Raw genomic sequence first — 22,983 nt, 5'->3', positions numbered from 1 at the left:
GATGTACTTCTTTTTATTTTATCGCGACCACTCGTATTCTCTTATAATCCGCATTCCAAGTCGTACCGTCAAATAATGACTTTCTAGCGGTAGCAGCTATTTTTTCGAAAACACTTTTCTTGTCTGACTCCGTAAAACCTTTAAAAAACACATCGGCAGCAAGTCCATTTAACCAATGCGCTAGCCCATTCTCTCCATCTTCCAGTTGTGTAGGACGGTCAAAGTGAACAGCGTAGGTTACTCGGAAGCCCTGTTGTTCTAACAATTGGCTATATACTCCTATACTCGGAAAATACCAAGGGTTAAGCTCGTTCGCATCAATACCATAATCTTGTGCTAACACATCGGTAATAGACTTTACGATCATCTCTATATTACCCTTCCCACCAAATTCTGCAACAAAACGGCCACCTTCTTCTAAAGCATTCCAGACACATGATACAACGTTCTCTGCATTCTTGATCCAATGTAAAGCAGCGTTCGAGAATACAGCATTCACAGGTTCATCCAATGAGAAATTTTCAGCATTACCACTCATAAATTTGATGTCAGGGTACTTTCTTCTCGCTCTTCCCATCATTTCTTCAGACAAATCCATCCCTGTGACTGAAGCCCCTAATTGTGAAATTTCATAACTTAAATCTCCCGTTCCACACCCCAAATCAAGAATTCTCTCTCCCTGCTGAACATTTAATATCTCCAATATTCCTTTTCCGTACTGTGAAACAAACCCCAATTTATCATCGTATAATTCCGGTTTCCATTCATGAATTGATCCCATATCATATTTCCTCCTCCATAACAATAATGTTATTGAAGGTATTATTACATAAAAATAGTTATTGGTGAAATATATAAAACAAATAGTGCTTATAGTTTAATCGTATAAGCACTCTTACCAGATAAGCTCGAAACTAACATGATTTCATTATTCAAACCATCCATGTGTAGGTATCTCAATCAGCACTTTTCCAATCAACTTTCCCTTTTCAATAAAAGGGTAATCCCATGCATGAGAGTCGAAACTATCGTTGCGATTATCTCCTAAGAAGAAGTACTCATTTACAGGTACTACTACAGGTCCAAAATTGTAGTTCATTCTTTCTTGAATATAGGGTTCGCTAATTAACAGTTTGTTTCGATAAAGTTCTCCATCTTTTATTTCCACTTCATCTCCGGGTAATCCAATTAATCTTTTTACATATCTTTTGTCTTCGGCTGGAGCCTGAAATACAATGATGTCTCCATGATTTAAACTTGTCATCCACATTAATTTTTCTACAAGAAGATGATCATTGATTTGAATCGTAGGAATCATAGAACCGGTGGGTACCTTCATAGCTTCTGCAACATACGTTCTAATAAATATGGACAAGATGAACGCGATTATAATCGTAGGCAAATATTGCTTCAATATTTTCATCATCATAATTCCTCCTAATTAAATTCATATGTACCTTACTTCATTCGTTAAAACGACCGATGTTTGGATTTGTTTATCCGGGACATTCCAGTATTTACGTAATAGCTCCTCTTTAGATTCATTAGATACGACCTGGAACCCATATTTCTCATAGAATCCAATTGCCCAGAATGCTGACTCCCAGGTGCCGATGAGTAAAGGCTTCTTTGTTAAAGAAACCAAATAAACTAATAACTTACCACCCAAACCGTAGTTACGTTGATTGGTCCTCACATAAGCATGGCGTATAAGGGAAACATCACCTTTTTCTTGCAATCCCATCACGCCAACAACCTCGTTATCCACTTCATACCCCCAGAATAGTACACCATTATTAATTTCTTCATTTAACTCTTCTAGAGACATATAAGGTTCGTGGTATCTATCTTCTGGGATGATCCCTTTATATGCTTGAGCAGCATCATTTATGATGTCATATATGGACTTCACATCTTGTTCATTACATAACCGAATCATGGACACAACACCTCCGTTTATAAAAAACCTCTTTAATTACTAAATTTGAAATATAATACATTATGTATTACATTATATAGAATAAATTGTATATCAGTCTAGTTAATCAATAATGAATTCGATAGACTTATCCAAATTATATAAAAAATTCATTTACGCTATTGACTATAACACTAGTGTCATAGTTTAGAGTAGAAAGGTGGAGATATATGAACTTACTGCGTTGATACTACCCATTACAAAGAAGCCCAGGCTGACATTACATTAGCCTCTGGACTTCTTTCCCTATCTCGTCTATAACAGGTTCAACCTAAATATCGATGATACAAGCTTTTAGCTTCAGCAATATCATTCGTTCCGTGTACCAACACTCTTCCATCTTGAAAAATAGCCAACCGATGATTACCCGTATACAACGATACTAGGTAAGGATTATGCTCCACTCGGTGTCCTTGTTGAGCGAAGATTGCAACGAGTTCCACTAAATTTCGCTTCATCGGTACGGGTGGTCGAATCTGAACCGTATCTCTCCCACATAAAACAGCCGTTCTCGTATGATTCGACGCAGAAAGATAAGGATAGGTCCGGTCATCGCCGCAGGAAAGACACGATAGCCTCTTCATGCTATGTACATTTATGGAAGAGTGCTGATTACTCCACAGATCGAAAGAAGTAAGTCTATTACGCAATGAAGATCGATCACCTACCAATAATTTCAAAGCTTCTGCCGACTGATAAGCGATAACCATTTGTACAGCTGGACTAATAATACCAACCGTGTCACAGGTAGCTCCAGCTAACGGTACCGTTTCGAGTAAGCAGTTCAGGCAAGGAGTATCCCCTGGAATAATGGTGTATGTGATCCCATAACTACCAACGCATGCCCCATAAATCCAAGGTACTCGGACCTTTTGAGAAACATCGTTCATTAGCAACCGAGTATCGAAGTTATCTGTCGCGTCAATGATCAGATCGACACCCGAGACCATATCTTCGATCTCGCTTGTCGTTACATCCATCACATATGCGCTCACTTCCACCGTGGAATTAATCTCCATGAGTCTTTTCTTTGCTGCAATAGCCTTCGGTATGCGTAACTCTGCATCCGCTTCACAGTATAGTTGTTGGCGCTGCAGGTTACTCCACTCTACATAATCTCGATCCACAATCGTTAACTTGCCCACACCTGCTCTTGCAAGTGCCTCAGCATTTCCTGTACCTAATGCCCCTGCGCCGATAATAAGGACATGCATCGTTCCAAGCTTAAGCTGTCCCGCTTCTCCTATGGGTGTAAATAACTTCTGTCGTGAATATCGCTCATTCAAGTGCTAATCCATCCTTCCATCGGACTACTAGCAGAAGCATAGCGCTTCTTCGGAATTCGACCCGCTTCAAATCCTAATCTCCCCGCTTCAATCGCGAGCTTCATTGCTAAAGCCATCTTCACGGGATTCTGCGCCCCTGAAACAGCGGAATTCAGCAATACGGCATCGGCTCCAAGCTCCATAGCGAAAGCCGCATCAGCAGGACTACCTATGCCTGCATCTACAATGATGGGTACCGTTGCTTGCTCGATAATAAAACTAAGATTCAATGGATTAATAATACCCTGACCCGAACCAATCGGGGACGCACCTGGCATGATGGCATGAACACCCAGTTCCTGTAATCTCTTGGCCAACAACACATCATCAGATGTATAGGGAAGAACGATAAACCCTTCCTCTAGAAGCATTTCAGAAGCTTTTAACGTCTCCAGTGGATCTGGCAACAGCGTCTTCCAATCACCAATCACTTCGACTTTAATCATATCGCACAGCCCAGATGCTCTCGCTAATTTAGCGATGCGAACAGCTTCTTCTGCCGTTGAAGCACCTGCTGTATTCGGGAGTAATGTATATCTACTAACATCTAGCATTTCCAGAAAATTAGGCTGAGTCGCCTCAAATATGTTCATCCGTCTAACCGCAAACGTTAAGATTTCTGTCTCAGATACATCAACGGCTTCCTTTTGAATCTCAAAGCTTGGGAATTTCCCTGTTCCTAATAACAATCTTGAACTAAATTCATGTGTTCCTATCTTCAACAAATTAGCCACCCCCTACAAAATGTACAATCTCAATTCGGTCTCCATCCGTCAAGCATGTTGTCTCATGATCTGATTTCTCCAAAATATGCTGGTTCCACTCAACAATAACAACTTTGCTCTCTAGCCCGAAATATACAAGTAAATCGACGACCGTCTTGCAGTTATTTGATACTTCAACCTGTTCACCATTAATTTGTAACTTCATAATAGGACACCTGCCCTTTCATTAGGAACATTCTGATGCCGATCTACCCGAAAAGCTTCTAGTGAAAGAACCTTCTCCGTCTTACCTTCGGCCCAATCTGCAACTAGCTTCCCAGTCATTGGACTAAGTAGAATACCATTACGATAATGCCCTGCCGCCACATATAGTCCCTTCAGCGACGGATGTTCACCCAAATAAGGTAAGCCATCTAATGTCTGTGGACGTAGCCCACTCCAAGCTCGCTCCCACTCTGTTTCGACGATACCCGGTAACAGTTGCTTCGCTGACTCTAATAACTTGGATATTCCCTTCAAAGTGACCTTGCGATCATAGCTATGTGCAGTTGCAGTTGCTCCAACAACGAGTCGCCCGCCTTTCTTCGGAACTAAATAACAACCATGGCTAAATATCGTAGATTGTAGCAACGGTGTGTGACTTAGAACAGAGAAACATTCCCCTTTGACCGGATAAATTGGGCATGTCAATCCAGCCTGCTCAAGAAGTGGCCCACTCCACGTTCCTGAAGCAATGATGACCTGATCAGCATGAACTGTTCCTTCACTTGTAACCACTCCAGTCATACGCCCATGTGCATAAATAAGAGATTTCACCTCAGTAAACTCCTTAATTTGTGCTCCAAGTGCTGCCGCTGCTTTGGCAAATGCGAGACATAACTCAGGCGCATCCACTTGACCATCTTCTTCAACTAGCATTGCTCCAAGCAGATCTGAAGAAATGCCCGGCTCCCGTTGCTTCACTTGCTCCAATGACAACCACTCAGCTTGTTCCCCTACTGTCTTTTGAAAAGCTAATGTACGTTGAATTTCGGTCACATCCGCTTCTGTTACTGCTACACGGAGTAGACCTTTACGCTTTAGACCAATATCTATCCCTGTTAACTCTCTTAGATCCGTAGCGAGCTTTGGGAATAACGCACGACTTGCCCGCGCCAAATCGAACATCGGTCCAACTTCGGTCATTTCAGCTTGTGCCGCAAGCATTCCCGCTGCCGCATTCGAAGCTTGACTTCCCAGACGATCACGCTCCAAGAGAATCACATTCATGCCTCTTGCGGACATATGGTAAGCAATCGAACTTCCAATCACTCCCCCACCTATAATAATGGCATCTAATTGCTTCATTCTGGTCATTGACCTCCTAAAGGTTTTTGGGTATAAACTTTAATTCCGTGTTCAAAAAGTTGACTTTTTGAACTTCCTCTAAACTATCTAATGCCTCTCGGTAGTCCTTCACCGACCTTAATGGATCATCTGCTGCGGTAATTCCCGATAGTATTGCAATTCCTGCTGCTCCAGTTGCGACAATCTGCTGCACATGGTCGGGCTTAATGCCCCCGATCGCGATAACTGGAATAGGGACTCTTTTCACAACTTCCCCTAATGCCTTCGTTCCTCTAGCTTGCTGTCCTGGCTTAGAAGCTGTTGGGAAGATATGTCCGTACACTAGATAATCAGCTCCTTGCTCACTCATCTCCACTGCCTCTTGAACATCGTGAACAGAACGTCCTATTCGCAATCTAGAAAAAGCTCTCCTCACTGCCTGCACCTCTAGGCTACGGTAGCTTAACTGGACTCCCCCAGTTCCAGCGGCATAAGCGACATCAACTCGGTCGTTTATGATCACTTTACTAAGAGGTACTCCAACTGTTCTTAAAGCCAATATCCCTGCCCAAAGGTCGGCCGCATGACTTGAGTTCTCCCTTATATGAAATGCTGTTACAAAAGGATGAATAAGTGCCGCTATCCTTGCAAAGCGTTCCAGCTCAGACTGACCATTCGAGATCACATGTAATTCTCGCGCTGACATTGTACTCCCTCCCTATTTTCCCTCAAGTCGAATCTCGGATATGATAGAACACCAAATAGGCCACCTTCTGCAATAGAAGGTGGCCTATAACTATAGTCAAAAGAATGCAGACGTATACACGCATACAAAACGATCTTAACCAAAGCTCAAGCTCACTTCCCTACGCTGGTATAATCCAGATCAGGTTCAAAGGGTTTGGAATCACACATTCCGTCTCAGCCAAATAGCACCCCTAGTGATCTAACGTATTCAATTGGATACATACTAACACAAATATTGGAATAATAGAATAACTTTTATTTATTAATTGCGTATCACTAGCTTACCTACCTTATGTCCTAGTAACACTAAAGGGAGCACGATTAACCCTGAAGGAGCGTATAACAATATTTCTTTTAGAGTAACAATGTCTTCGATTATTAATCTATAAAACAAATATCCTGAGTATGGCAAAATCACAATTAGTGCTGTTAATACCCCTGGGGTGTACAATTTCAAATATAAGGATTGTGCTAGATGAGTAAACACATGTACAAACATCAAGGCATTACAGCCTATGAATAGAACATAATGATGTTGCTCCACAGCCAGATAGGTAATGGGTATAAAAACAATGAACTCCATGAATACCGCTACCGCGAACTGAGATGATTTCACTTCTGACATGTTCTTAACTAGTTTCCGCGCAACCTTTGGTATGATCTTGTCGATTGTAGCATAATTCCTCTTCATCCAGGACTCCACAAATATGATTTCTTCAAAGTCATGGATCATAAAAACCGCTAGAAACAACCACATGAAAGATTCTATGGTTATAAATGAGTCAAGAAGTATCATTTAAAATCAACTCCCTACTACGGTATCTCTCTGCTAGCTTTCCGCCCATTCCTTAAAGATCTGTATCATCTCTTCTAAATTTCTCAATCCACCTGCACCTTCGAAATATCCATCTTTGATCCAACATCTCACCCAATCATGATCATTCCGATCAATGATAATTTCATCTAACGTTTTCCCCTCTAATTCAGTCTCAAGTAAAGGTACCGTTAATCTCCATCCGGGAGTGTCTATCGATTCAATCTTCAAAATATGAGTCTGCTCCCACTCATCATCACAATGATTCTCATACCAACCTTCTAACCATTTCAGGTTACTCATCTTCTTCCTCCTCGGTTAAACAAGTAATAATCCATAATACAAGAACAAGTAATCCCTACCACATATCGGATTAAATCAATGACTAAGAAACCTTTTCCTAATATTAATGCTCCCAATAGTGTTGATCGTATTCCAATAATCCAATCCGCCTGATACAACTGGCTGAATTCAATCGTAAAGCTAAATATTAAACTTAAATAAACAGAGATAAGCAATTTTTGCTGTACGAACAATATCCGACAACCGAAATAAATCATACTTGCCCACAAAGCATCTCCGAAATGTCGTGATACAAACAAGGGTAATACATCTGAAAATGCCCTCGAACAAATTCCTAAAGTCATTACTATAAAGAATAGGAATACGTATACTATTCTATTCTTCACTAACTTATCCAAATAACTGCTGCATATGCTCGTTTAATGGTTCATTGTCCGAGAATAAATCGGGATACTCACGCAGCATTTCTGTAAGAACCTCGGTCATCTTGACCGTGTCACATACACGTACAACCGCATCACCCAATTGTCCTAAATACATCGCACCATGCTTCACCATCACGTCCTCAACCTTCCAGAAATACTCTGACCATGACTGTCCACAATGCCTACGGGATGGTACTTCAATCACGGTTCCATCAGCCAAGACGGTTTGCAACGGTTCAGGATCATCGGTCATTCTACCTGGAATATCAACCCATTCCTCTACCCCATGCATGAAAGTATTCCTGCGCAAATCTACCCCAACAAGTAGTATGGTCGCTTGTCGATCCAACAATTTGCCCCATGCTGAACCTCTAGCACATGGTGTATCAAACACTTCATCACCCGTAGTGAATGATTCCGCTCCCTCTCCTAGGGCCGCCACGGAATGTGTGGGATGCCAAGACCGTACGACACCCGGTCGCTTACGGAATATTTCAGGAAGGATACCAATACAAGAAGGTGATTCTTCCACATAATATACAGGATTGCTCGCGTTGATATTAGCCCATGTATGAGTAGGGAAAACTAGTAGTCCGTCTTCCATAAATTCTGACAACATGTTGATGACCGTATCAGCCCCACCTTCTACTTCACCTAAGCTTTTCATGGACGAGTGTACAAGTACGACACCTTGTTGGTTAATTCTCATTTGTTGCATTTGTTCCAAAAGACTAGCGTGTGTATGCATAGTTGAATAGTCTCCTTTATGTCGTTTATGATATATGATGAGCTTACATTACTCTATTATATCCCATCTCTAATAAGGTAGGGAGTCCACTACATACCATTCGACAAGTTCAACTTCATTCCTTCTGTTTCTTCTTACCCATTGCCTCCATATACACACGTGTCTCAGATACTACAACACCCGATAGACCTAGTAGTGCAATCAAGTTAGGGAATGCCATCAATGCATTCATAATATCTGCAATAATCCATATGGCATCAAGCTTAATAAATGCTCCACCAGCTACTAATGCTATAAACAAGAAACGATATGGTTTAATCCCCTTTACCCCTATTAAATATTCAACACATCGTTCCCCATAGTAATTCCATCCTAGAATAGTTGTAAATGCGAACAATATCAAACAGATCGTCAGTAAATCTGCTCCAAATGCAGGGAAAGCGCTGGCGAATGCTGCCTGTGTCATAAGCGCACCTTCGTTATTTCCATTCCATACTCCTGTTACCAATAAAGTCAGTCCGGTCAGATTACAAATAATAATCGTATCGATAAAGGTACCTGTCATCGAAATCAATCCCTGCTCAGCTGCCCATTTCGTTTTGGCTGCAGCTGCAGCGATTGGTGCACTTCCCAGTCCAGACTCGTTGGAAAAGATCCCTCTTGCTACACCACTGCGTATTGCAAGCATAATCGTCGCCCCGACGAAACCACCTGTTGCCGCAGTCGTTGAGAAAGCAGATGTGAACACTAGAGCAATTGCGCTTGGGACCTCTTCAGCGAAGGTGATTAGAACTCCAAGAGCAGCAAGAATATACAAGACGGACATGAATGGAACCACCTTCGTGGACACTTGGGCAATACTCTTGATCCCTCCAATGGTCACGATCCCTGTCAGCACCGCTAGAATAACAGCCGTTACAACGACCGGAATTCCAAAGCTTGCTTCTGTTGAGGATACAATCGCATTCACCTGTGGAAACGTTCCTATACCGAACAATGCTACTAATATACCACTAGCAGCGAACATGATTGCTAGCGGTTTGAAGCGAGGACCGAGACCCTTTTCTATATAGTACATCGGTCCCCCCGAGTAATTTCCATTCTTATCTAACGTGCGATACTTAACAGCCAATAATCCTTCTGCATATTTCGTTGCCATCCCCAGAAAGGCTGCAACGATCATCCAGAACAACGCTCCTGGACCACCCATCTTAATAGCTGTGGCTACACCAACAATATTACCCGTACCGACGGTTGCGGCAAGAGCTGTGCTTAATGCCCCAAAGCTGCTAACATCACCATCCCCCTCATTAGGTGCTTTACCAATCAACTTGAGTGCCATCGGTAGACGAAGCACCTGAAGTAAATTTAATCGAATCGTCAGCCAAATCCCTGTTCCCATTACTAGAATAAGCAAGGGCGGTCCCCATACCCAACTATTAATATTTCCCAATACTTCTACCATCACAACCCACTCCCTCATCAATATTAATAAAAAAAGAGCCAAATCGACTGATTTGGACTCTTAGAGAGGTACAGGATATGAGATACACAAATACTCCGCCAATTAGTGAAATTAATCACAAATTATAGGTGATATCTACCATATTTTAATCCTGTCTCTGTCCTTTTGCCTGAGAGTTTAAGCAGATCTTCATCTGCCTTGCACCTTCGGCGCCCATAAAGGGTCTCTCCAGAGTTCTGTCCGTTTACGGTCCCGCTTCTACTAACTAAGCACCTGAGAGCTTTGCCCCTTCGGTCGGAACTTGCATTCCATCTCCCGCAAACTTCATCCAGCTATATGAATTTTCACTATTATACATAGTTAGCAAGCTACTTCACAAGTGGACAATCTGTGAAGTAGCTGGATGCCCTCTATTTCTATACCACTAATCGCCCCCGCTTCTCCGCTAAACTGATCGTCGCTTGCACACCTGAATTAAATTCTAGAAAGTCGCTTTCCACTCCATCGCTAAAGATCACACCGTTCTCCGGCATTTGCGATGTAATCTGCAGCGGGGTACCTCCATTAATCTGCCCAAAGACGAGCTCCGCAGAAGTTGTCCGGCTTGGAAATGGTTCTCTCACCGTGAAATACAAGTGGGGGCAGTTCCAATCCACCCGATAATCAGTAATGCTATGAGTATATTCCTCTGGAGCTGTTACATTTTGCATTTGTGCCGCATTTCTGGCGATTCCAGCAGCTCCAGCAAATACACTCTTCAGCCAGCCAGTTGATCCCATTCCGGTAGAGATAATAATTCCACTGGACGATTGCTGCTCAACGGCGCCATTCAGTTGAAGGAGATAACGCGCGGACACATGCGTTTTACGTCCCACGAATAGATCATTAACACCGTATAGACACTGACCATCATTCAGCTGAGCCTTCGCTAGAGTTACTTCCTTGATCGGTCGCCGCTTCTGGAACACATCCTGCACAATGAGCCTCAAATCCTTAACTACAAACGGTAATAGGACTCCATCCCATCGAAGTGGATCGGGATTAACACCAATTAAAGGCTGTTCCCCCAAATATTTCAACGTATTAGCCACTAGTCCATCCTGCCCTAGAACAACTACTGTATCCTCAGCACCAAAGATAAAATTCGGTACATGTTCCCTCTCCACCATTTGAACCCGCCCCATGGCGCTAAGCTCAACTAGCGCCATCTCCACCGCTGTCCGGTAATTATAATCTTCGCTGATATAATCACTGAAGTCCGCACCAAGCCTTTCGATATGGAACTGTGCCTGCTGTATCGTATTGTAGCGTACAACTAATTCTTCTAGCCTTGTTTTACGCTTAATCAGAACAATTTTATTTTCTGTCATTCGGTCACTCATCTTGACCCAGATCCTTTCACAACCGAACGCTCAGGAGCAGTACCCGACATCAATCCCTGCAATAGATCCGGTGTAATATTAAGCTGTCCAATCTTTTCGGCATTCTCTGCAAGCTCTTGGAATGCGATCGCAATCAATTGATCTGGGTTCATGCCTATGTTGGTCAACGACTGTAACACCTTCGGCTCAATTCCCTCCAACGACTTCATTACAGCAGCAAGCTCGTAAGCTTTGGCATCAGCTTGAGCTTTTTTATTGGCGACAGCTAACTCAATTAATTCCCGCTTCTTCTGTTCATGTATGGTATCAAAGCGAAGTTGTTCATCTTTCATTTCATTTTGCTTCTGCTTCACCGAGCGTTCCGCGTCAAGTTGTGTCTCACGGATTTGTTTTTTCTTCGTTTCAACCGCGATCTCTGTGTTTAACTCATTCTCCTTCACACGTCTTTCCTGTTCAATCGAAGCATTTCGGCGTATATAAAGAGCATCATCCGCACTACGTAGAATTTCCTCTCTCGCTTGGGCTTCTAGTGCACGTAACGTCTCTTTATTGGGTAGGATCGCAAGAATCGACATGCCCATCAGATCGATGCCAAGCTTCTCTAGCTCTTCATTGTTGCCAATCTCCCTCGTGATACTTTCTACTAACCGTTCACTAGATTGAATGGCTTCCTTAATCGGCATTTTCTCTAGATATTTTTTAGTTAGCACCTTGGCGATATGAATAACCCGTTGAGCTAACTTGCTTGGATCATCGGAAAGGTAATTATTCTTTCTCAAGTTATACGTGTAATTCAAAATTTGCGTTGTTTTGGAATAATCGATGATTCGATACGTCAATTGACCCTGCACTGTCACCATCTGATAATCCTTCGTGATTTCTTCAAATATGAACGGTACATCGATGGAAGTGACAGGTACGACAATAACCGAAGTTGTAGGAGCAAAGTAATAGAATGAGATACCGATCCCTTCTTGAACTACTTTTCCATTCTTCACCTTCATGACATAATCACTGGGTTGAAACTTCACAAATTTCAGTCCAAACATAATGATAACCTCACTCTCTTGTTAAACCAATTTTGTTGATATCCACATTCTATCATATCGTTTCGATATTATCAATACGACATTATAATTAAATTGGTGAATTTTCGCTCACGAAAGTCACCTTATCTAGGTTAGAAAATAGTGGGAGTGGTAAGGCATTCTTTTTATTTTTCTTCATTCAAACTTAAAGAGCCATCAGGATCATTGATCCTGATGGCTCTTTAACTTCGTGGATCATTTTAGAATGACCCATCCATTTATACACGTTTTTTTCTCGATCCAGACCATCCATCCAATGCATGGCGAAGTGATTCTAACGGATGGCTCCATAGCATTCGTGGTCCAGCATACTTCATAACAGCCTTGATCTGAAAACGTCGGTCTGCCTTGTAACAGTGGACAGGACAACGTCCGCACGTCGTCTTACCCTCACCGAAGCGGCAAAGCTCAAGACGAGTATGCGCGTAACGAACTAGATCCTTGCAGTCAGTGCACATTCCGTCTGAACCATTCTCCGTGTTCTCATTTCGAATATGTCCATGCCCCTTACAATATTTATAGATCATAATTGCTACGATATCTTTCTCCCTAACAATGCGATGACCCACATTTCCTGGTTGTTTTGCCAGCCGCTTCATACTCGTTTCTTCTGATATGGTCACGCACCTCACTTTCAAGTAACCATATCATTATAATTCCAAATGGCATCACTCTAATATTAACTATATCTCACCTCTGATATCCGCATCCTTGTCCTCCGATGGCTTGACCGCAAATAGGGTCAGCAACCCACCAACTGCTGCGACTGCCGCCATTATACCGAAGACAATCCAGTGATCTATATTATGTAACAGGGATATAATAGGTGGTCCGAGAGATACCCCGATAAATCTCATACTGCTATATAAAGAGGTAATGGTTCCTCGCTGTTCTTTCTCGATCCCCTCCGTAATTAATGCATCCATACAAGGAAGTGCGAGCCCAATCCCTGCACCGCAAAGCGAAAATAGACTTATCACGAAAATAATTTGGCTGCTGAATCCTATAATAACTAGGCAAACTGTTAATAAAGCCATTCCTGCAAATCCGGTCCATTTCATTATTTTCTTATTCTGACCAATGACCTTCCCACTAATGTATGAGCACAGACAAAGCACTGCAAGTGGGATCGCCAGCACCAACCCTTTAATAACGCCATCCAGTTTATATTTCGACTCCAGAGTCTCAGACAAATAGAACAATACCCCAAATAGAATAAACATACATATGCAACCCACAGCAAAAATCGCATATATCCAACGACCCTTTTCCTTCAAAATATCTTTCGTTCCCATCAAGAATTTCTTCAAAGAAACGTTAGACTCACCTTTATGAGGGGATTGGACTAGAAATATAACCAACATCAGGGAAATGAAACAGAGGACTGGTATACTAATGAAGGGTAAATACCATAGGATCATCCCGAGCGCTGCACCCAGAATCGGGCTAATAACCTTGCCGAATGTGTTGGACGTTTCAATAATGCCAAGACCGTGACTGACATCTTCTTCTTTCTCAAACATATCTCCAACTAACGGAATGACGATCGGAAATGCACCCGCTGCACCTATTCCCTGTAAAAGTCTACCTACTAAGATGATCCAGTATGCAGACATATCCGTTAATAACCAAGAAGCAGCCGCAGAGACCGCACCCCCTACAGCTGCTATGATTAGACTTGGAATAATGATTTTCTTTCTACCGTACCGATCTGAAAGATATCCTGCAATAGGAATGAATAGAATAGCCACAATCGCATACACCGTAATCAACATACTTACTTCAAAGGAACTGATGTGAAGTTCACGTGAAATTTGCGGCAATATAGGAATCAGCATGGAGTTACCCAGCGTCATGATGAGCGGAATGGAAGCGAGTGCTACTAAGTCCCATTTCTTATTCTCCATTGAATTAAACCACCTTTAAGGTTCTGTAGACATATCTATTGTGGTTTAATTGATCCCTTCATATTCACATACCAGTTAATACATTTCTTTCAAGCGATCACGAAAGGGATTATTCCTCCATAGTCTCTACTACCCTGAGTGAATCAAATACTTCCATATCAGCCGGCTCGTCTGATTCGACATACCTCTTAAGCATAGAAAGTTTATTGTCCCAGAAGCGCTCGTAGTATGCGAGCCACCGCTTCAATTCAAGCAGTGGCTCAGGATCTAGACGATAACGCGTTTCTCGACCTACCTTCCGAGCCTCTACCAATCCAGCATCCGCCAACACCCGTAGATGCTTGGATACAGCCGTGCGGCTCATCGTAAAATGCTCGCATAAGTTGTTTACCGGCATCTCCTGATCACCGAGTAAGTGTAACAGCCTACGGCGCGTTGGATCGGCGATTGCTTGAAAAACATCATGTTTAGACGCTGATTCAGCCATCTTAGGCCTGGACAAACTTTCTAAGCGACTCCACCATGCCAATCCAACCGTTTGCCATTCTCTCACGTACAAGTGCATGTGCTTCGCCGAATTCGGTAACACTATCCGCATCCCAGCCGGAATGAATGAGCGTAAATTCTGTTGTACCCTCTAATTCGACCAACTCAAATGTTAATGTCCAATCCTTGCCCCAATTGAAGGAAAGCTGGCGTGGTGGATCAATGACCGTCACTTTGCAAGGCGATTTGCCGAAAGGTCCTGCATCCAAATGAAAACCATAACCCTCTATCGGCTGAAAGTCATTCGGCATAAACCATATAGAAATCCCTTCGGAAGTTGCAACAGCATCCCATACCCTTTGAATGGGAGCGTTAAGTACTAGCGTTTTCCTAATCTCCTGAATCTCTCCTTGAGATTGCTTATCAATATTCCCCATTTGTTAGCCTCCATTAAGTATATTTCTATCTAACCGACATGAAACCATTTGGTTTCATGTTATTATATGGCTCCTTTTAGTTTCATGTCAAACACATATGTACGCTTATTAGGATATCCAAGAGCTTGTCGAGCATACTGCATACTAATACATACAGAAAAGACGGCCCCGCAGGACCGCCTAAACCCTATTCTAAGTTCGCGTGATTGCCGTACATCACCTTACCGCTCAATGACTGCTTCTCCATCAGTCGCAAAACAACGGCATCGCATACGAGTAATAGCATTTGCTCAAAGAGTGAACCCATCGGTTGAATCGTGCTTGATTCATCGTCTAGCTGATCCTTAGGCGCACCAGGCAGCTGAATAATAATATCTGCTAGCTCACCAATCGTAGTAGCTTGCGATAGCGTCAAAGCCGCGACACTTGCCCCCAAGCTTCGCGCCTTCTCTGCCATCGGCACAATCGACTTCGTCTCTCCCGAGCCCGACCCGATAATAAGCAGGTCTCCCTGAGCAAGACTTCTCGTTACCGTCTCACCTACAACGTATACATCCAGTCCGAGGTGCATCAGCCGCATCGCAAAGGCGCGCATCATGAGTCCAGAGCGGCCAGCCCCAGCTACGAACACTCTCCCCGCCTCACCTATTCGCTCAACGAGTAGCTCCAACTGTTCATCCGCGAGCTGACTAGAAGAGTTGTCCAACTCGCTCAATATCGCAGCAACGTATGACTTCGTTTCCATGATCATAATTACCCTAGCGTGATAAGTTGCTTCATCTCAGATGCAGCTGCTGCCATATCTTCTTGTCCTGTAATACCGCCACCTACGATAATTAGATCCGGCTTCACCGCAATAACTTCTGGTAATGTGCTGAGTTTAATACCACCAGCAACTGCTATTTTTGCATTTTTGACTACCGCTTTGATCGTGCGAAGATCATCGAAGGAGTTTTGACCTTCTGCTTGAAGATCATAACCCGTGTGAACACAAATATAATCCACACCTAGAGCATCAACCTCTGCTGCGCGCACAGCAAGATTTTTCACGGCAATCATATCAACCAATATCTGCTTACCATGTTTTTTAGCCTCTTCAACTGCACCCATAATACTTGCATCCTCCGCCACACCAAGAATGGTGACGATGTCTGCACCAGCCTCAACTGCTTTCATAACTTCGTATCCGCCTGCGTCCATAATTTTCAAGTCAGCGAGTACAGTCATATTAGGAAATGCTTCCTTTAACGCTTTTACCGCGTGTAAACCTTCGTTAATAACTATCGGTGTACCAATTTCAACAATATCAACAAAAGATTCGACTTGCTTCACAACTTCAATTGCTCCTGGAATATCGACAAGGTCTAACGCTAATTGTAATTTCATATATGATAATCTCCTTTAAAATGTACTAGACTTACTAATCCTTATTCTAGACACACCTTGTCAAAATGAAAAGTACGCACCTTTATGTAACGTAGTTACCAAATGGATACTATGAAGAGCCATTTCATTCATATTTCGCGGTGCGGTTCAGGCCTTTCCTGATGCTTCTCGCCCCAGTTCGATAGTGTATTAAGTAACTCCTTAACAGTTAAACCATACTCCGTCAGGGAATACTCTACCTTAGGCGGCACTTGTGAATACGCCTTCCGATTGATAATCCCATCTTCCTCTAGCTCCCTCAATTGCTGTGTCAACATTTTTTGCGTAATAGGCATCTCTCGCTTCAGCTCGCCAAACCGATGCGTACCCTCCGTCAAATGACATAGAATAACCGGCTTCCACTTTCCTCCAATGACCTTCAAGGTTAACTCAACCGTTTCTTTAAAATGCTGATCTCCCAATTCCAATCCCCCTTCAGTTCTATCTAATTCCGCAATACGCAGAACATAGTCATGCCCTCTTTGAACGAGTATACATCATTCTGATCTGCTTCACCTTTGTATTGGGGCCGAATGTATCGGTCACCTTCCATTTACTAGTATATAAAATGAACCGAGCCATATCAGACGCGCACAGCTGCACGTCTTCATGACTCGGTTCATGTGTATTATCAAACCCACTTATTCATGTTTCAAATTTCTTCTCATTCATGAAGGAGTTATCTTAACTTATACCAATGTAATCTTCACAGAAGTTGCACCCGCTGCTGGTGTAATTACGACACCGTCTGCACCGGATTCTGACTTACCGCCATCAACGGAAGCCACTTCATTAATACCTCTAAGTACAACAGACCAAGCTTTACCAACACCTGTTGTTGTTACTTCGATTACGGAACCAGAACGTGTAGCTGTAACATCAAGTTCCTTCTCCGCTTGTAGGTTAACAACCTCAGCTTGCGCTGTTGCACCATCAGCCAATTGGAATACATGTAGACTAACACCATCAGCAAAATCATAATCTGTCTTGTTATCTTGTTGACCCACTGCAATGATGCTGTTGGATTTAATCATCATAGGAAGCGTCATGAAATCATGATTCTCGCTATACCAACGTCCACCTTCAAGTACATCACCTGTCAGATAGTTCGTCCAAGTGCCTTCTGGAAGGTAATACGTCACATCGCCTTCTTTATTGAAGATTGGAGCAACCAAGATGGAATCACCGAACATATATTGCGTATCCAACGGAGCACAAGTTGGATCTTCAGGATATTCAAGCACCATCGCTCTCATCATCGGTATACCCATGACTGTAGATTCTACAGCAGAGTTAAATAGATACGGCATAAGTCTGCATTTCATCTTCGTGAACTCGCGAACGACATCAACTGCTTCGTCGCCGAATAACCAAGGAACTCGGTATGAAGTACTTCCGTGTAGACGGCTATGCGAAGACAACAGACCGAATTGTACCCAACGTTTGTATACGTCTGGTGCAGCTGTCTTTTCGAAACCACTAATATCATGACTCCAGAATCCGAATCCAGATAGACCTAGTGACAATCCACCACGAACGGTTTCCGCCATCGATTCATAACTTGCGGAACAATCTCCACCCCAGTGTACAGGGAACTGTTGTCCGCCAACCGTTGCAGAACGTGCGAATAGAGCAGCTTCACCTTTACCTAAGTTTTCTTCCAACACTTCAAATACAGCTTTGTTGTATAAGAAAGTATAGTAGTTATGCATTTTGACTGGATCAGATCCATCATAATAAACTACATCTGTAGGAATTCTTTCACCAAAGTCTGTTTTAAAGCTATCGACACCTTGTCCAATAAGGGTTTTCAACTTATCTTTGTACCATTGAACCGCATCTGGATTGGTGAAATCAACAAGACCCATACCTGCTTGCCATTTATCCCATTGCCATACGCCGCCATCAGCTGTCTTAACCAAGTATCCATTGTCCATACCTTCGTCGAACAAGTGGGATTTCTCTGCGATGTAAGGGTTAATCCATGCACAAATTTTTAGACCTTTATCTTTCAGACGTTTAAGCATGCCTTCTGGATCTGGGAACATATCTTTATCCCATTCAAAGTCACACCATTGATATTCTTTCATCCAGAAACAGTCAAAGTGGAATACAGATAGCGGAATATCACGATCTGCCATACCATCAATGAAATGATTTACAGTATCTTCATCATAATCTGTTGTGAATGACGTTGTAAGCCATAGACCAAATGTCCATGCTGGAGGAAGTGCAGGTTTACCTGTCAATTTCGTGTAATTATTCAACACTTCTTTCGGAGTGCCACCACCAATGATGAAGTATTCAAGCGATTCACCTTCGACGCTGAACTGTACTCTTGATACGTTCTCGGAGGCAATTTCGTAAGATACTTTCTCTGGATGATTAACGAACACGCCATAGCCTTTGTTGGATAGATAGAAAGGAATATTCTTATAGGATTGCTCAGAACTTGTCCCGCCATCCTCATTCCACATATCAACAATTTGACCATTCTTCACAAACGGTGTGAAGCGTTCGCCAAGACCGTAAATATATTCTCCAACGCCAAGATCAAGCTGTTCACGGTAATAAGTACTCTTGTCAGCAATATCTTCGATGTAAGCTGGTGCTCTCCAACCGCTACCTGTTACACGTTTACCTGAAAAGTTGAAATCAACATTCCAACCTTCCTTTCTGTTCACTTTGACGCTAAGACTTCCGCTCGTAAGCTCAGCCACTTCTTCGCCAATAGCGATTTGTACATCTGTATTTTCAGTGAATAATTCGAACTCAGGACCCTTTTTCACTTTACCTTTATGATGGTTATGCTGAACGCGAATAACATTAGGCATTGGAGAGCTATAAGTAGTTTTCAACAATGCACCATTTAGCGTATCACCTTTTGATTTAATCTCTTTCGTAGCTGCATACACGGTCATCGAATCACCGTTCTGCGTGATGTCACGGATATCCGCTGGACTCTGAATTTCATAACCTTCTCGGATTTGCCAATATCCATCCGTAAATTTCATGTATCTTACCTCCTTTGGTTTATACTATGATTATATTGATATAAAATAGACTTATCTTACGATATTTTGACCAAATGTATTAATATATTGATGTTTATCAGCAATTTACCTTATAATTAACCTAAAGGTGGAATCCAATACTATGAATCGGGAATTATTAAAAGAAAATCGGGCGCATGGCAACCCCCTGTATCCTGTTAGCATCTATCCTAATGTTGAGCAACTAAACGGTCAAAGCATCTTAGATTGCCATTGGCATGACGAAATGGAGTTTATCGTTGTCAGGCAAGGCAGTGCCATTTTCCAAATTAATACATCCTATTATGAAGTCCACGCAGGCGAGGCTATCTTCGTAAATAGTGGTGAGCTCCATGCTGGCTATGTGGAAAATGAAGATGATATTCCTTGTATTTTCTCAGCGGTCGTGTTTAGTCCTGACCTGCTTCTTAGTCAAGCCTTCGATATTGTACAAGAAAAGTTTATTACGCCAATACTTAAGAAACAAATACTCCCACCACCGCATATCAAGAATAACGAGCGATGGGAAATTGATATTCTTCATTACTTGGATAACATCCTTGCAGAGAATGAAGAAAATTCAGTAACATGTGAGTTAACGACCAAAGCTCAGCTTTACCTTATTTTTGCTAAGATGTTCAATCATATGCACACGACGACAAGGAATGAAAGCCGTTCTACTGGAAGCCATGAGAAGGTGGAGCGGATCAAAAATGTGCTGAATTATATTCATGAGCATTATCCAGAGCCGCTTAAGTTAAACGACCTCGCTTCAGAAATCAATATGAGCGAGGGCCATTTCTGCCGATTCTTCAAGCAAATGGTCCAGAAAACACCAATAGACTACATGAACAATTACCGCATTCAGAAAGCCTCTAAACTACTTGAGAACACGGATAAGAAAATCGTCGATATTGCCATGGATGTTGGCTTCGATAATCTGAGCTACTTCATCACGGTGTTTAAAAAACAAAAGAATTGCACTCCGTCTCACTACCGGAGGCAATTCTATGAAGGATTAAACTAAATGATACTTATCTGAATCAACATCTGTAATGAAATGACTCGGTTCCCCTAAGCTGAATATATGGAGGAGATGCATCGCGCGCGTACAAACGGTATAGAACAGCTTCCGTTCACTCTCACGCGCATACACCTCGTTAGAGGCGTTGTAGATGATCACCGCATCGAACTCAACCCCCTTGGCCAAGTACGATGGAATGACCAGCGTCCCCAACACATAGGAAGGCGTTGTTTTGGTTACTTTTTTCAATGTCAAATGACCCTTCAAAGCTTCATATACTAGCTCGCTCTCCTCAAGCGTCTTACAAATAATTGCTGTATGTTCAAATCCTTGAGCATTCAGCGATTCAATATCTGCAATGATCTTCTGGTGCAGCTCGTCAAGATCACTTTCAATGACAACCATCGGCTTCTCCCCTTGCCGATTAAAGGCAATGATCTTCTCCCCACCTGGCATCATGCTGCGGGTGAAATCCACAATCTCATAGGTTGAACGATAGCTTCTAATCAGATTGATCATTTCAGTATTCTCTGGACCATACAGCTGTTGCAGCGATTCCATGCTACCAAGAACGGATGCATGTGTATAAATCCCCTGATTCAAGTCACCAAGTGCCGTCATTCGAGCGCGAGGAAATAGTCTTTTTAAATAATGCAACTGGAATGGTGAGTAGTCCTGCACCTCATCTATGAATACATAACGTATGAGATTATTAGTTTGAAAACCTTGAACTAATTCCTGTAAAAATAAATACGGCGTTGCATCTTCATAAGATAGCTTGCCATTCTTCAAGTCACTTAACGTACTCTCACTAATTTCATTCCAATAATCAGGTAATTCGTTAGCTCCACTAATCGAATTGAGAAGTTCTTCACTCCGAAATAATTCCCGATATAGTCCTTTCGCATCCACGAACCTCTTCCGTCTAATCCACTTGCGAACTGGCTTCAGCCATTCATTCACAATCATACGAGCTAATAAATTCCGCTCTTGATCATAGCCATCAAAGCTGTCCTTCTTCGCATGCTGTTTACGCCGAATATGCGTGTAAGCTTTCTGATACTCATCAGGACTTAGTAGATCAATCTGACTATCTACCCAAGGGGCCTCCCTTTCCTTCCGAGCAAATAGCGTGAGTTCCTTCAACATCCATTCCACCATCAGCTCAATACGATTAGCTAACTTCACTCCAGGATCGAAGCTATAGAACTTTTCGCTCATCTTTTCTGACGAAATGATCAATCTTCCTTGGAATCGAATCGGTCGGAACATCATACCCTGGGTTTCTAAATATTCTTTATACTGGATAATAACTTCTAAGAATGCAGGTGATGATTTGTAATTAATAGCTGCCCGCTTCACATCAAGTGAATGCCCTTCTTCGGACTTCAATAAAGTCTCCATTTGCGAGAAGATATCTTCAAGTTCAAAGTCTTTAGCTAATCGGTAATCTAAATATGCCTGAAAGGTCGTCTGCTGCATATTCTCTTCCCCTAGTTCAGGAAGAACCGATGAAACGTAACTATTGAACAAGGGATTAGGTGAGAACAGAAGAACCTGATCGGCTCTCAAGGTTGCACGGTGTTTGTATAGTAAATAAGCGATACGCTGCAGAGCAGCAGATGTCTTACCACTACCGGCCGAGCCCTGAACAACCAACATGCGGCTCTTCTCATTACGAATAACGGCATTCTGTTCCTTCTGAATGGTTGCAACGATACTCTTCATTTGATTATCAGCGCTGTGGCTAAGCACTTGTTGTAGCAACTCATCACCAATCGTCACACCTGTATCGAATAAAACATCAATTTGGGAATTGCGTATAACGAATTGACGCTTAAGCTTCATTTCTCCTTTAATCTCTCCGCTGGGAGTCTCATAGTTAGCTGGGCCTGGCGCACCATCATAATACAGGCTTGATACGGGCGCACGCCAATCATAAACAAGGAATGTCTTATCATCATCATCTAGGAAAGAAGCGATACCCAGATAAATCGTTTCATTCTGATTCGAACCGTCTTCTTCAAAGTCTATCCGCCCGAAATATGGAGATCTAACAAGCAATCTCATTTTTTTCAATGATTCAGACGAATGAAGATGTCTTCGTTCACGCTCTGATAATACTTGAGACTGTTGGCGTAGACTGGTAGATGTTTCACCTAAGTCATCTGAGCTACTAAAGTTCACTCTTACTTCATCCCAGAACTCCTTACGTAAATCTACAACATCACCGCGTACCGCTCCCACTTCTTGTTCAAGCTTATCTATTCTTCTAGTCACTTTCGTGGTTACTTCATCAACTCGTTGCTGCTCGTCACGCCATTCTTGATCACTCGTGCTCATGAA

Annotated in this window: 25 protein-coding genes and 2 riboswitches; of the genes, 1 reads left to right on the top strand and 24 read right to left on the bottom strand. The window is 42.5% G+C overall.

Translation table 11 applies throughout. From position 1 onward, the window contains the following. Positions 1-13: 13 nt before the first annotated feature. From ACP8HI_RS05055 to yicI, 23 genes are all read right to left on the bottom strand, one after another. Positions 14-781: a class I SAM-dependent methyltransferase gene (locus ACP8HI_RS05055; RefSeq protein ID WP_438350040.1), complete on the bottom strand. Its 768-nt coding sequence runs from the start codon at positions 779-781 to the stop codon at positions 14-16. A gap of 147 nt (positions 782-928) precedes the next feature. Continuing rightward, a complete protein-coding gene (gene lepB, locus ACP8HI_RS05050) occupies positions 929-1,429 on the bottom strand; it encodes a signal peptidase I (protein ID WP_438350039.1) in 501 nt (166 codons plus the stop codon). An 18-nt stretch (positions 1,430-1,447) separates the two neighbouring features. Next, entirely contained in the window at positions 1,448-1,939 is a 492-nt protein-coding gene (locus ACP8HI_RS05045) for a GNAT family N-acetyltransferase (protein WP_438350038.1), read from the bottom strand. A 305-nt stretch (positions 1,940-2,244) separates the two neighbouring features. After that, positions 2,245-3,264 carry a thiazole biosynthesis adenylyltransferase ThiF gene (locus ACP8HI_RS05040; protein ID WP_438350037.1) on the bottom strand — a complete coding sequence of 340 codons (1,020 nt, stop codon included), beginning with the start codon at positions 3,262-3,264 and terminating at the stop codon, positions 2,245-2,247. Beyond that, positions 3,261-4,028 carry a thiazole synthase gene (locus tag ACP8HI_RS05035; protein ID WP_438350036.1) on the bottom strand — a complete coding sequence of 256 codons (768 nt, stop codon included), beginning with the start codon at positions 4,026-4,028 and terminating at the stop codon, positions 3,261-3,263. The genes ACP8HI_RS05040 and ACP8HI_RS05035 overlap by 4 nt, the downstream gene beginning before the upstream one ends. A gap of 1 nt (position 4,029) precedes the next feature. Further along, a complete protein-coding gene (thiS, locus tag ACP8HI_RS05030; protein ID WP_438350035.1) occupies positions 4,030-4,233 on the bottom strand; it encodes a sulfur carrier protein ThiS in 204 nt (67 codons plus the stop codon). After that, the gene (gene thiO, locus ACP8HI_RS05025) at positions 4,230-5,375 is read right to left on the bottom strand and encodes a glycine oxidase ThiO (RefSeq protein ID WP_438350034.1); all 1,146 of its coding nucleotides are present in this window, start codon (positions 5,373-5,375) and stop codon (positions 4,230-4,232) included. The genes thiS and thiO overlap by 4 nt, the downstream gene beginning before the upstream one ends. A 16-nt stretch (positions 5,376-5,391) precedes the next feature. Continuing rightward, entirely contained in the window at positions 5,392-6,060 is a 669-nt protein-coding gene (locus ACP8HI_RS05020; RefSeq protein ID WP_438350033.1) for a thiamine phosphate synthase, read from the bottom strand. Positions 6,061-6,200: 140 nt separating this feature from the next. Further along, positions 6,201-6,304: riboswitch (TPP riboswitch) on the bottom strand. Positions 6,305-6,363: 59 nt separating this feature from the next. Further along, positions 6,364-6,897 carry an HXXEE domain-containing protein gene (locus tag ACP8HI_RS05015; RefSeq protein ID WP_438350032.1) on the bottom strand — a complete coding sequence of 178 codons (534 nt, stop codon included), beginning with the start codon at positions 6,895-6,897 and terminating at the stop codon, positions 6,364-6,366. A gap of 33 nt (positions 6,898-6,930) precedes the next feature. Then, the gene (locus ACP8HI_RS05010; protein WP_438350031.1) at positions 6,931-7,218 is read right to left on the bottom strand and encodes an immunity 53 family protein; all 288 of its coding nucleotides are present in this window, start codon (positions 7,216-7,218) and stop codon (positions 6,931-6,933) included. Next, positions 7,215-7,562: a DUF2809 domain-containing protein gene (locus tag ACP8HI_RS05005; RefSeq protein WP_438350030.1), complete on the bottom strand. Its 348-nt coding sequence runs from the start codon at positions 7,560-7,562 to the stop codon at positions 7,215-7,217. Before ACP8HI_RS05005 ends, ACP8HI_RS05010 begins: the two co-directional genes overlap by 4 nt. A gap of 46 nt (positions 7,563-7,608) precedes the next feature. Further along, a complete protein-coding gene (locus ACP8HI_RS05000; protein ID WP_438350029.1) occupies positions 7,609-8,391 on the bottom strand; it encodes an AAC(3) family N-acetyltransferase in 783 nt (260 codons plus the stop codon). Between the two features lie 115 nt (positions 8,392-8,506). Continuing rightward, positions 8,507-9,856, bottom strand: a complete 1,350-nt coding sequence (locus ACP8HI_RS04995) for an alanine/glycine:cation symporter family protein (RefSeq protein ID WP_438350028.1) — start codon at positions 9,854-9,856, stop codon at positions 8,507-8,509. Positions 9,857-10,003: 147 nt separating this feature from the next. Beyond that, positions 10,004-10,098, bottom strand: a riboswitch (glycine riboswitch). A 174-nt stretch (positions 10,099-10,272) separates the two neighbouring features. Then, positions 10,273-11,238, bottom strand: coding sequence for a sugar kinase (locus ACP8HI_RS04990; protein ID WP_438350027.1), 966 nt, complete (start codon positions 11,236-11,238; stop codon positions 10,273-10,275). Then, complete coding sequence (locus ACP8HI_RS04985; RefSeq protein ID WP_438350026.1) at positions 11,235-12,287, bottom strand: SPFH domain-containing protein; 1,053 nt, start codon at positions 12,285-12,287, stop codon at positions 11,235-11,237. Before ACP8HI_RS04985 ends, ACP8HI_RS04990 begins: the two co-directional genes overlap by 4 nt. 257 nt (positions 12,288-12,544) lie before the next feature. Continuing rightward, positions 12,545-12,925 (bottom strand): nitrous oxide-stimulated promoter family protein, encoded by a 381-nt coding sequence (locus ACP8HI_RS04980; RefSeq protein ID WP_438350025.1) that lies wholly within the window; start codon positions 12,923-12,925, stop codon positions 12,545-12,547. Between the two features lie 84 nt (positions 12,926-13,009). After that, positions 13,010-14,233 carry an MFS transporter gene (locus tag ACP8HI_RS04975; protein WP_438350024.1) on the bottom strand — a complete coding sequence of 408 codons (1,224 nt, stop codon included), beginning with the start codon at positions 14,231-14,233 and terminating at the stop codon, positions 13,010-13,012. Between the two features lie 109 nt (positions 14,234-14,342). Continuing rightward, positions 14,343-14,720: an ArsR/SmtB family transcription factor gene (locus ACP8HI_RS04970; protein ID WP_438350023.1), complete on the bottom strand. Its 378-nt coding sequence runs from the start codon at positions 14,718-14,720 to the stop codon at positions 14,343-14,345. Between the two features lies 1 nt (position 14,721). Then, positions 14,722-15,156: an SRPBCC family protein gene (locus tag ACP8HI_RS04965; RefSeq protein WP_438350022.1), complete on the bottom strand. Its 435-nt coding sequence runs from the start codon at positions 15,154-15,156 to the stop codon at positions 14,722-14,724. Between the two features lie 187 nt (positions 15,157-15,343). Next, positions 15,344-15,901 carry a 6-phospho-3-hexuloisomerase gene (gene hxlB, locus ACP8HI_RS04960; RefSeq protein ID WP_438350021.1) on the bottom strand — a complete coding sequence of 186 codons (558 nt, stop codon included), beginning with the start codon at positions 15,899-15,901 and terminating at the stop codon, positions 15,344-15,346. An 8-nt stretch (positions 15,902-15,909) separates the two neighbouring features. Then, positions 15,910-16,542 carry a 3-hexulose-6-phosphate synthase gene (hxlA, locus tag ACP8HI_RS04955; protein ID WP_438350020.1) on the bottom strand — a complete coding sequence of 211 codons (633 nt, stop codon included), beginning with the start codon at positions 16,540-16,542 and terminating at the stop codon, positions 15,910-15,912. A 128-nt stretch (positions 16,543-16,670) separates the two neighbouring features. Next, the gene (locus ACP8HI_RS04950) at positions 16,671-17,003 is read right to left on the bottom strand and encodes a winged helix-turn-helix transcriptional regulator (RefSeq protein ID WP_438350019.1); all 333 of its coding nucleotides are present in this window, start codon (positions 17,001-17,003) and stop codon (positions 16,671-16,673) included. 267 nt (positions 17,004-17,270) lie between these two features. Next, the gene (gene yicI, locus ACP8HI_RS04945; protein WP_438350018.1) at positions 17,271-19,595 is read right to left on the bottom strand and encodes an alpha-xylosidase; all 2,325 of its coding nucleotides are present in this window, start codon (positions 19,593-19,595) and stop codon (positions 17,271-17,273) included. A gap of 142 nt (positions 19,596-19,737) precedes the next feature. Here yicI and ACP8HI_RS04940 point away from each other — a divergent pair, with 142 nt between their 5' ends. Continuing rightward, positions 19,738-20,640 carry an AraC family transcriptional regulator gene (locus ACP8HI_RS04940; protein WP_438350017.1) on the top strand — a complete coding sequence of 301 codons (903 nt, stop codon included), beginning with the start codon at positions 19,738-19,740 and terminating at the stop codon, positions 20,638-20,640. Here ACP8HI_RS04940 and helD read toward each other — a convergent pair. Then, entirely contained in the window at positions 20,632-22,980 is a 2,349-nt protein-coding gene (helD, locus tag ACP8HI_RS04935; RefSeq protein ID WP_438350016.1) for an RNA polymerase recycling motor HelD, read from the bottom strand. The genes ACP8HI_RS04940 and helD overlap by 9 nt on opposite strands. Between the last annotated feature and the right edge of the window lie 3 nt (positions 22,981-22,983).

Source organism: Paenibacillus sp. FA6 (assembly GCF_051550225.1).
Classification (GTDB): domain Bacteria; phylum Bacillota; class Bacilli; order Paenibacillales; family Paenibacillaceae; genus Paenibacillus_AQ.
Note: the sequence above shows the minus strand (reverse complement) of the source record. Positions and strands in the feature narration are given on the sequence as shown.

What these genes read in the sequence shown, in the direction of transcription:
- ACP8HI_RS05055 (WP_438350040.1), bottom strand. Translation starts at nt 781, where the DNA reads ATGGGATCAATTCATGAATGGAAACCGGAATTATACGATGATAAATTG.
- lepB (WP_438350039.1), bottom strand. Translation starts at nt 1,429, where the DNA reads ATGATGATGAAAATATTGAAGCAATATTTGCCTACGATTATAATCGCG.
- ACP8HI_RS05045 (WP_438350038.1), bottom strand. Translation starts at nt 1,939, where the DNA reads ATGATTCGGTTATGTAATGAACAAGATGTGAAGTCCATATATGACATC.
- thiS (WP_438350035.1), bottom strand. Translation starts at nt 4,233, where the DNA reads ATGAAGTTACAAATTAATGGTGAACAGGTTGAAGTATCAAATAACTGC.
- thiO (WP_438350034.1), bottom strand. Translation starts at nt 5,375, where the DNA reads ATGAAGCAATTAGATGCCATTATTATAGGTGGGGGAGTGATTGGAAGT.
- ACP8HI_RS05020 (WP_438350033.1), bottom strand. Translation starts at nt 6,060, where the DNA reads ATGTCAGCGCGAGAATTACATGTGATCTCGAATGGTCAGTCTGAGCTG.
- ACP8HI_RS05015 (WP_438350032.1), bottom strand. Translation starts at nt 6,897, where the DNA reads ATGATACTTCTTGACTCATTTATAACCATAGAATCTTTCATGTGGTTG.
- ACP8HI_RS05010 (WP_438350031.1), bottom strand. Translation starts at nt 7,218, where the DNA reads ATGAGTAACCTGAAATGGTTAGAAGGTTGGTATGAGAATCATTGTGAT.
- ACP8HI_RS05005 (WP_438350030.1), bottom strand. Translation starts at nt 7,562, where the DNA reads ATGACTTTAGGAATTTGTTCGAGGGCATTTTCAGATGTATTACCCTTG.
- ACP8HI_RS05000 (WP_438350029.1), bottom strand. Translation starts at nt 8,391, where the DNA reads ATGCATACACACGCTAGTCTTTTGGAACAAATGCAACAAATGAGAATT.
- ACP8HI_RS04995 (WP_438350028.1), bottom strand. Translation starts at nt 9,856, where the DNA reads ATGGTAGAAGTATTGGGAAATATTAATAGTTGGGTATGGGGACCGCCC.
- ACP8HI_RS04990 (WP_438350027.1), bottom strand. Translation starts at nt 11,238, where the DNA reads ATGAGTGACCGAATGACAGAAAATAAAATTGTTCTGATTAAGCGTAAA.
- ACP8HI_RS04985 (WP_438350026.1), bottom strand. Translation starts at nt 12,287, where the DNA reads ATGTTTGGACTGAAATTTGTGAAGTTTCAACCCAGTGATTATGTCATG.
- ACP8HI_RS04980 (WP_438350025.1), bottom strand. Translation starts at nt 12,925, where the DNA reads ATGAAGCGGCTGGCAAAACAACCAGGAAATGTGGGTCATCGCATTGTT.
- ACP8HI_RS04975 (WP_438350024.1), bottom strand. Translation starts at nt 14,233, where the DNA reads ATGGAGAATAAGAAATGGGACTTAGTAGCACTCGCTTCCATTCCGCTC.
- ACP8HI_RS04970 (WP_438350023.1), bottom strand. Translation starts at nt 14,720, where the DNA reads ATGGCTGAATCAGCGTCTAAACATGATGTTTTTCAAGCAATCGCCGAT.
- ACP8HI_RS04965 (WP_438350022.1), bottom strand. Translation starts at nt 15,156, where the DNA reads ATGGGGAATATTGATAAGCAATCTCAAGGAGAGATTCAGGAGATTAGG.
- hxlB (WP_438350021.1), bottom strand. Translation starts at nt 15,901, where the DNA reads ATGGAAACGAAGTCATACGTTGCTGCGATATTGAGCGAGTTGGACAAC.
- hxlA (WP_438350020.1), bottom strand. Translation starts at nt 16,542, where the DNA reads ATGAAATTACAATTAGCGTTAGACCTTGTCGATATTCCAGGAGCAATT.
- yicI (WP_438350018.1), bottom strand. Translation starts at nt 19,595, where the DNA reads ATGAAATTTACGGATGGATATTGGCAAATCCGAGAAGGTTATGAAATT.
- ACP8HI_RS04940 (WP_438350017.1), top strand. Translation starts at nt 19,738, where the DNA reads ATGAATCGGGAATTATTAAAAGAAAATCGGGCGCATGGCAACCCCCTG.
- helD (WP_438350016.1), bottom strand. Translation starts at nt 22,980, where the DNA reads ATGAGCACGAGTGATCAAGAATGGCGTGACGAGCAGCAACGAGTTGAT.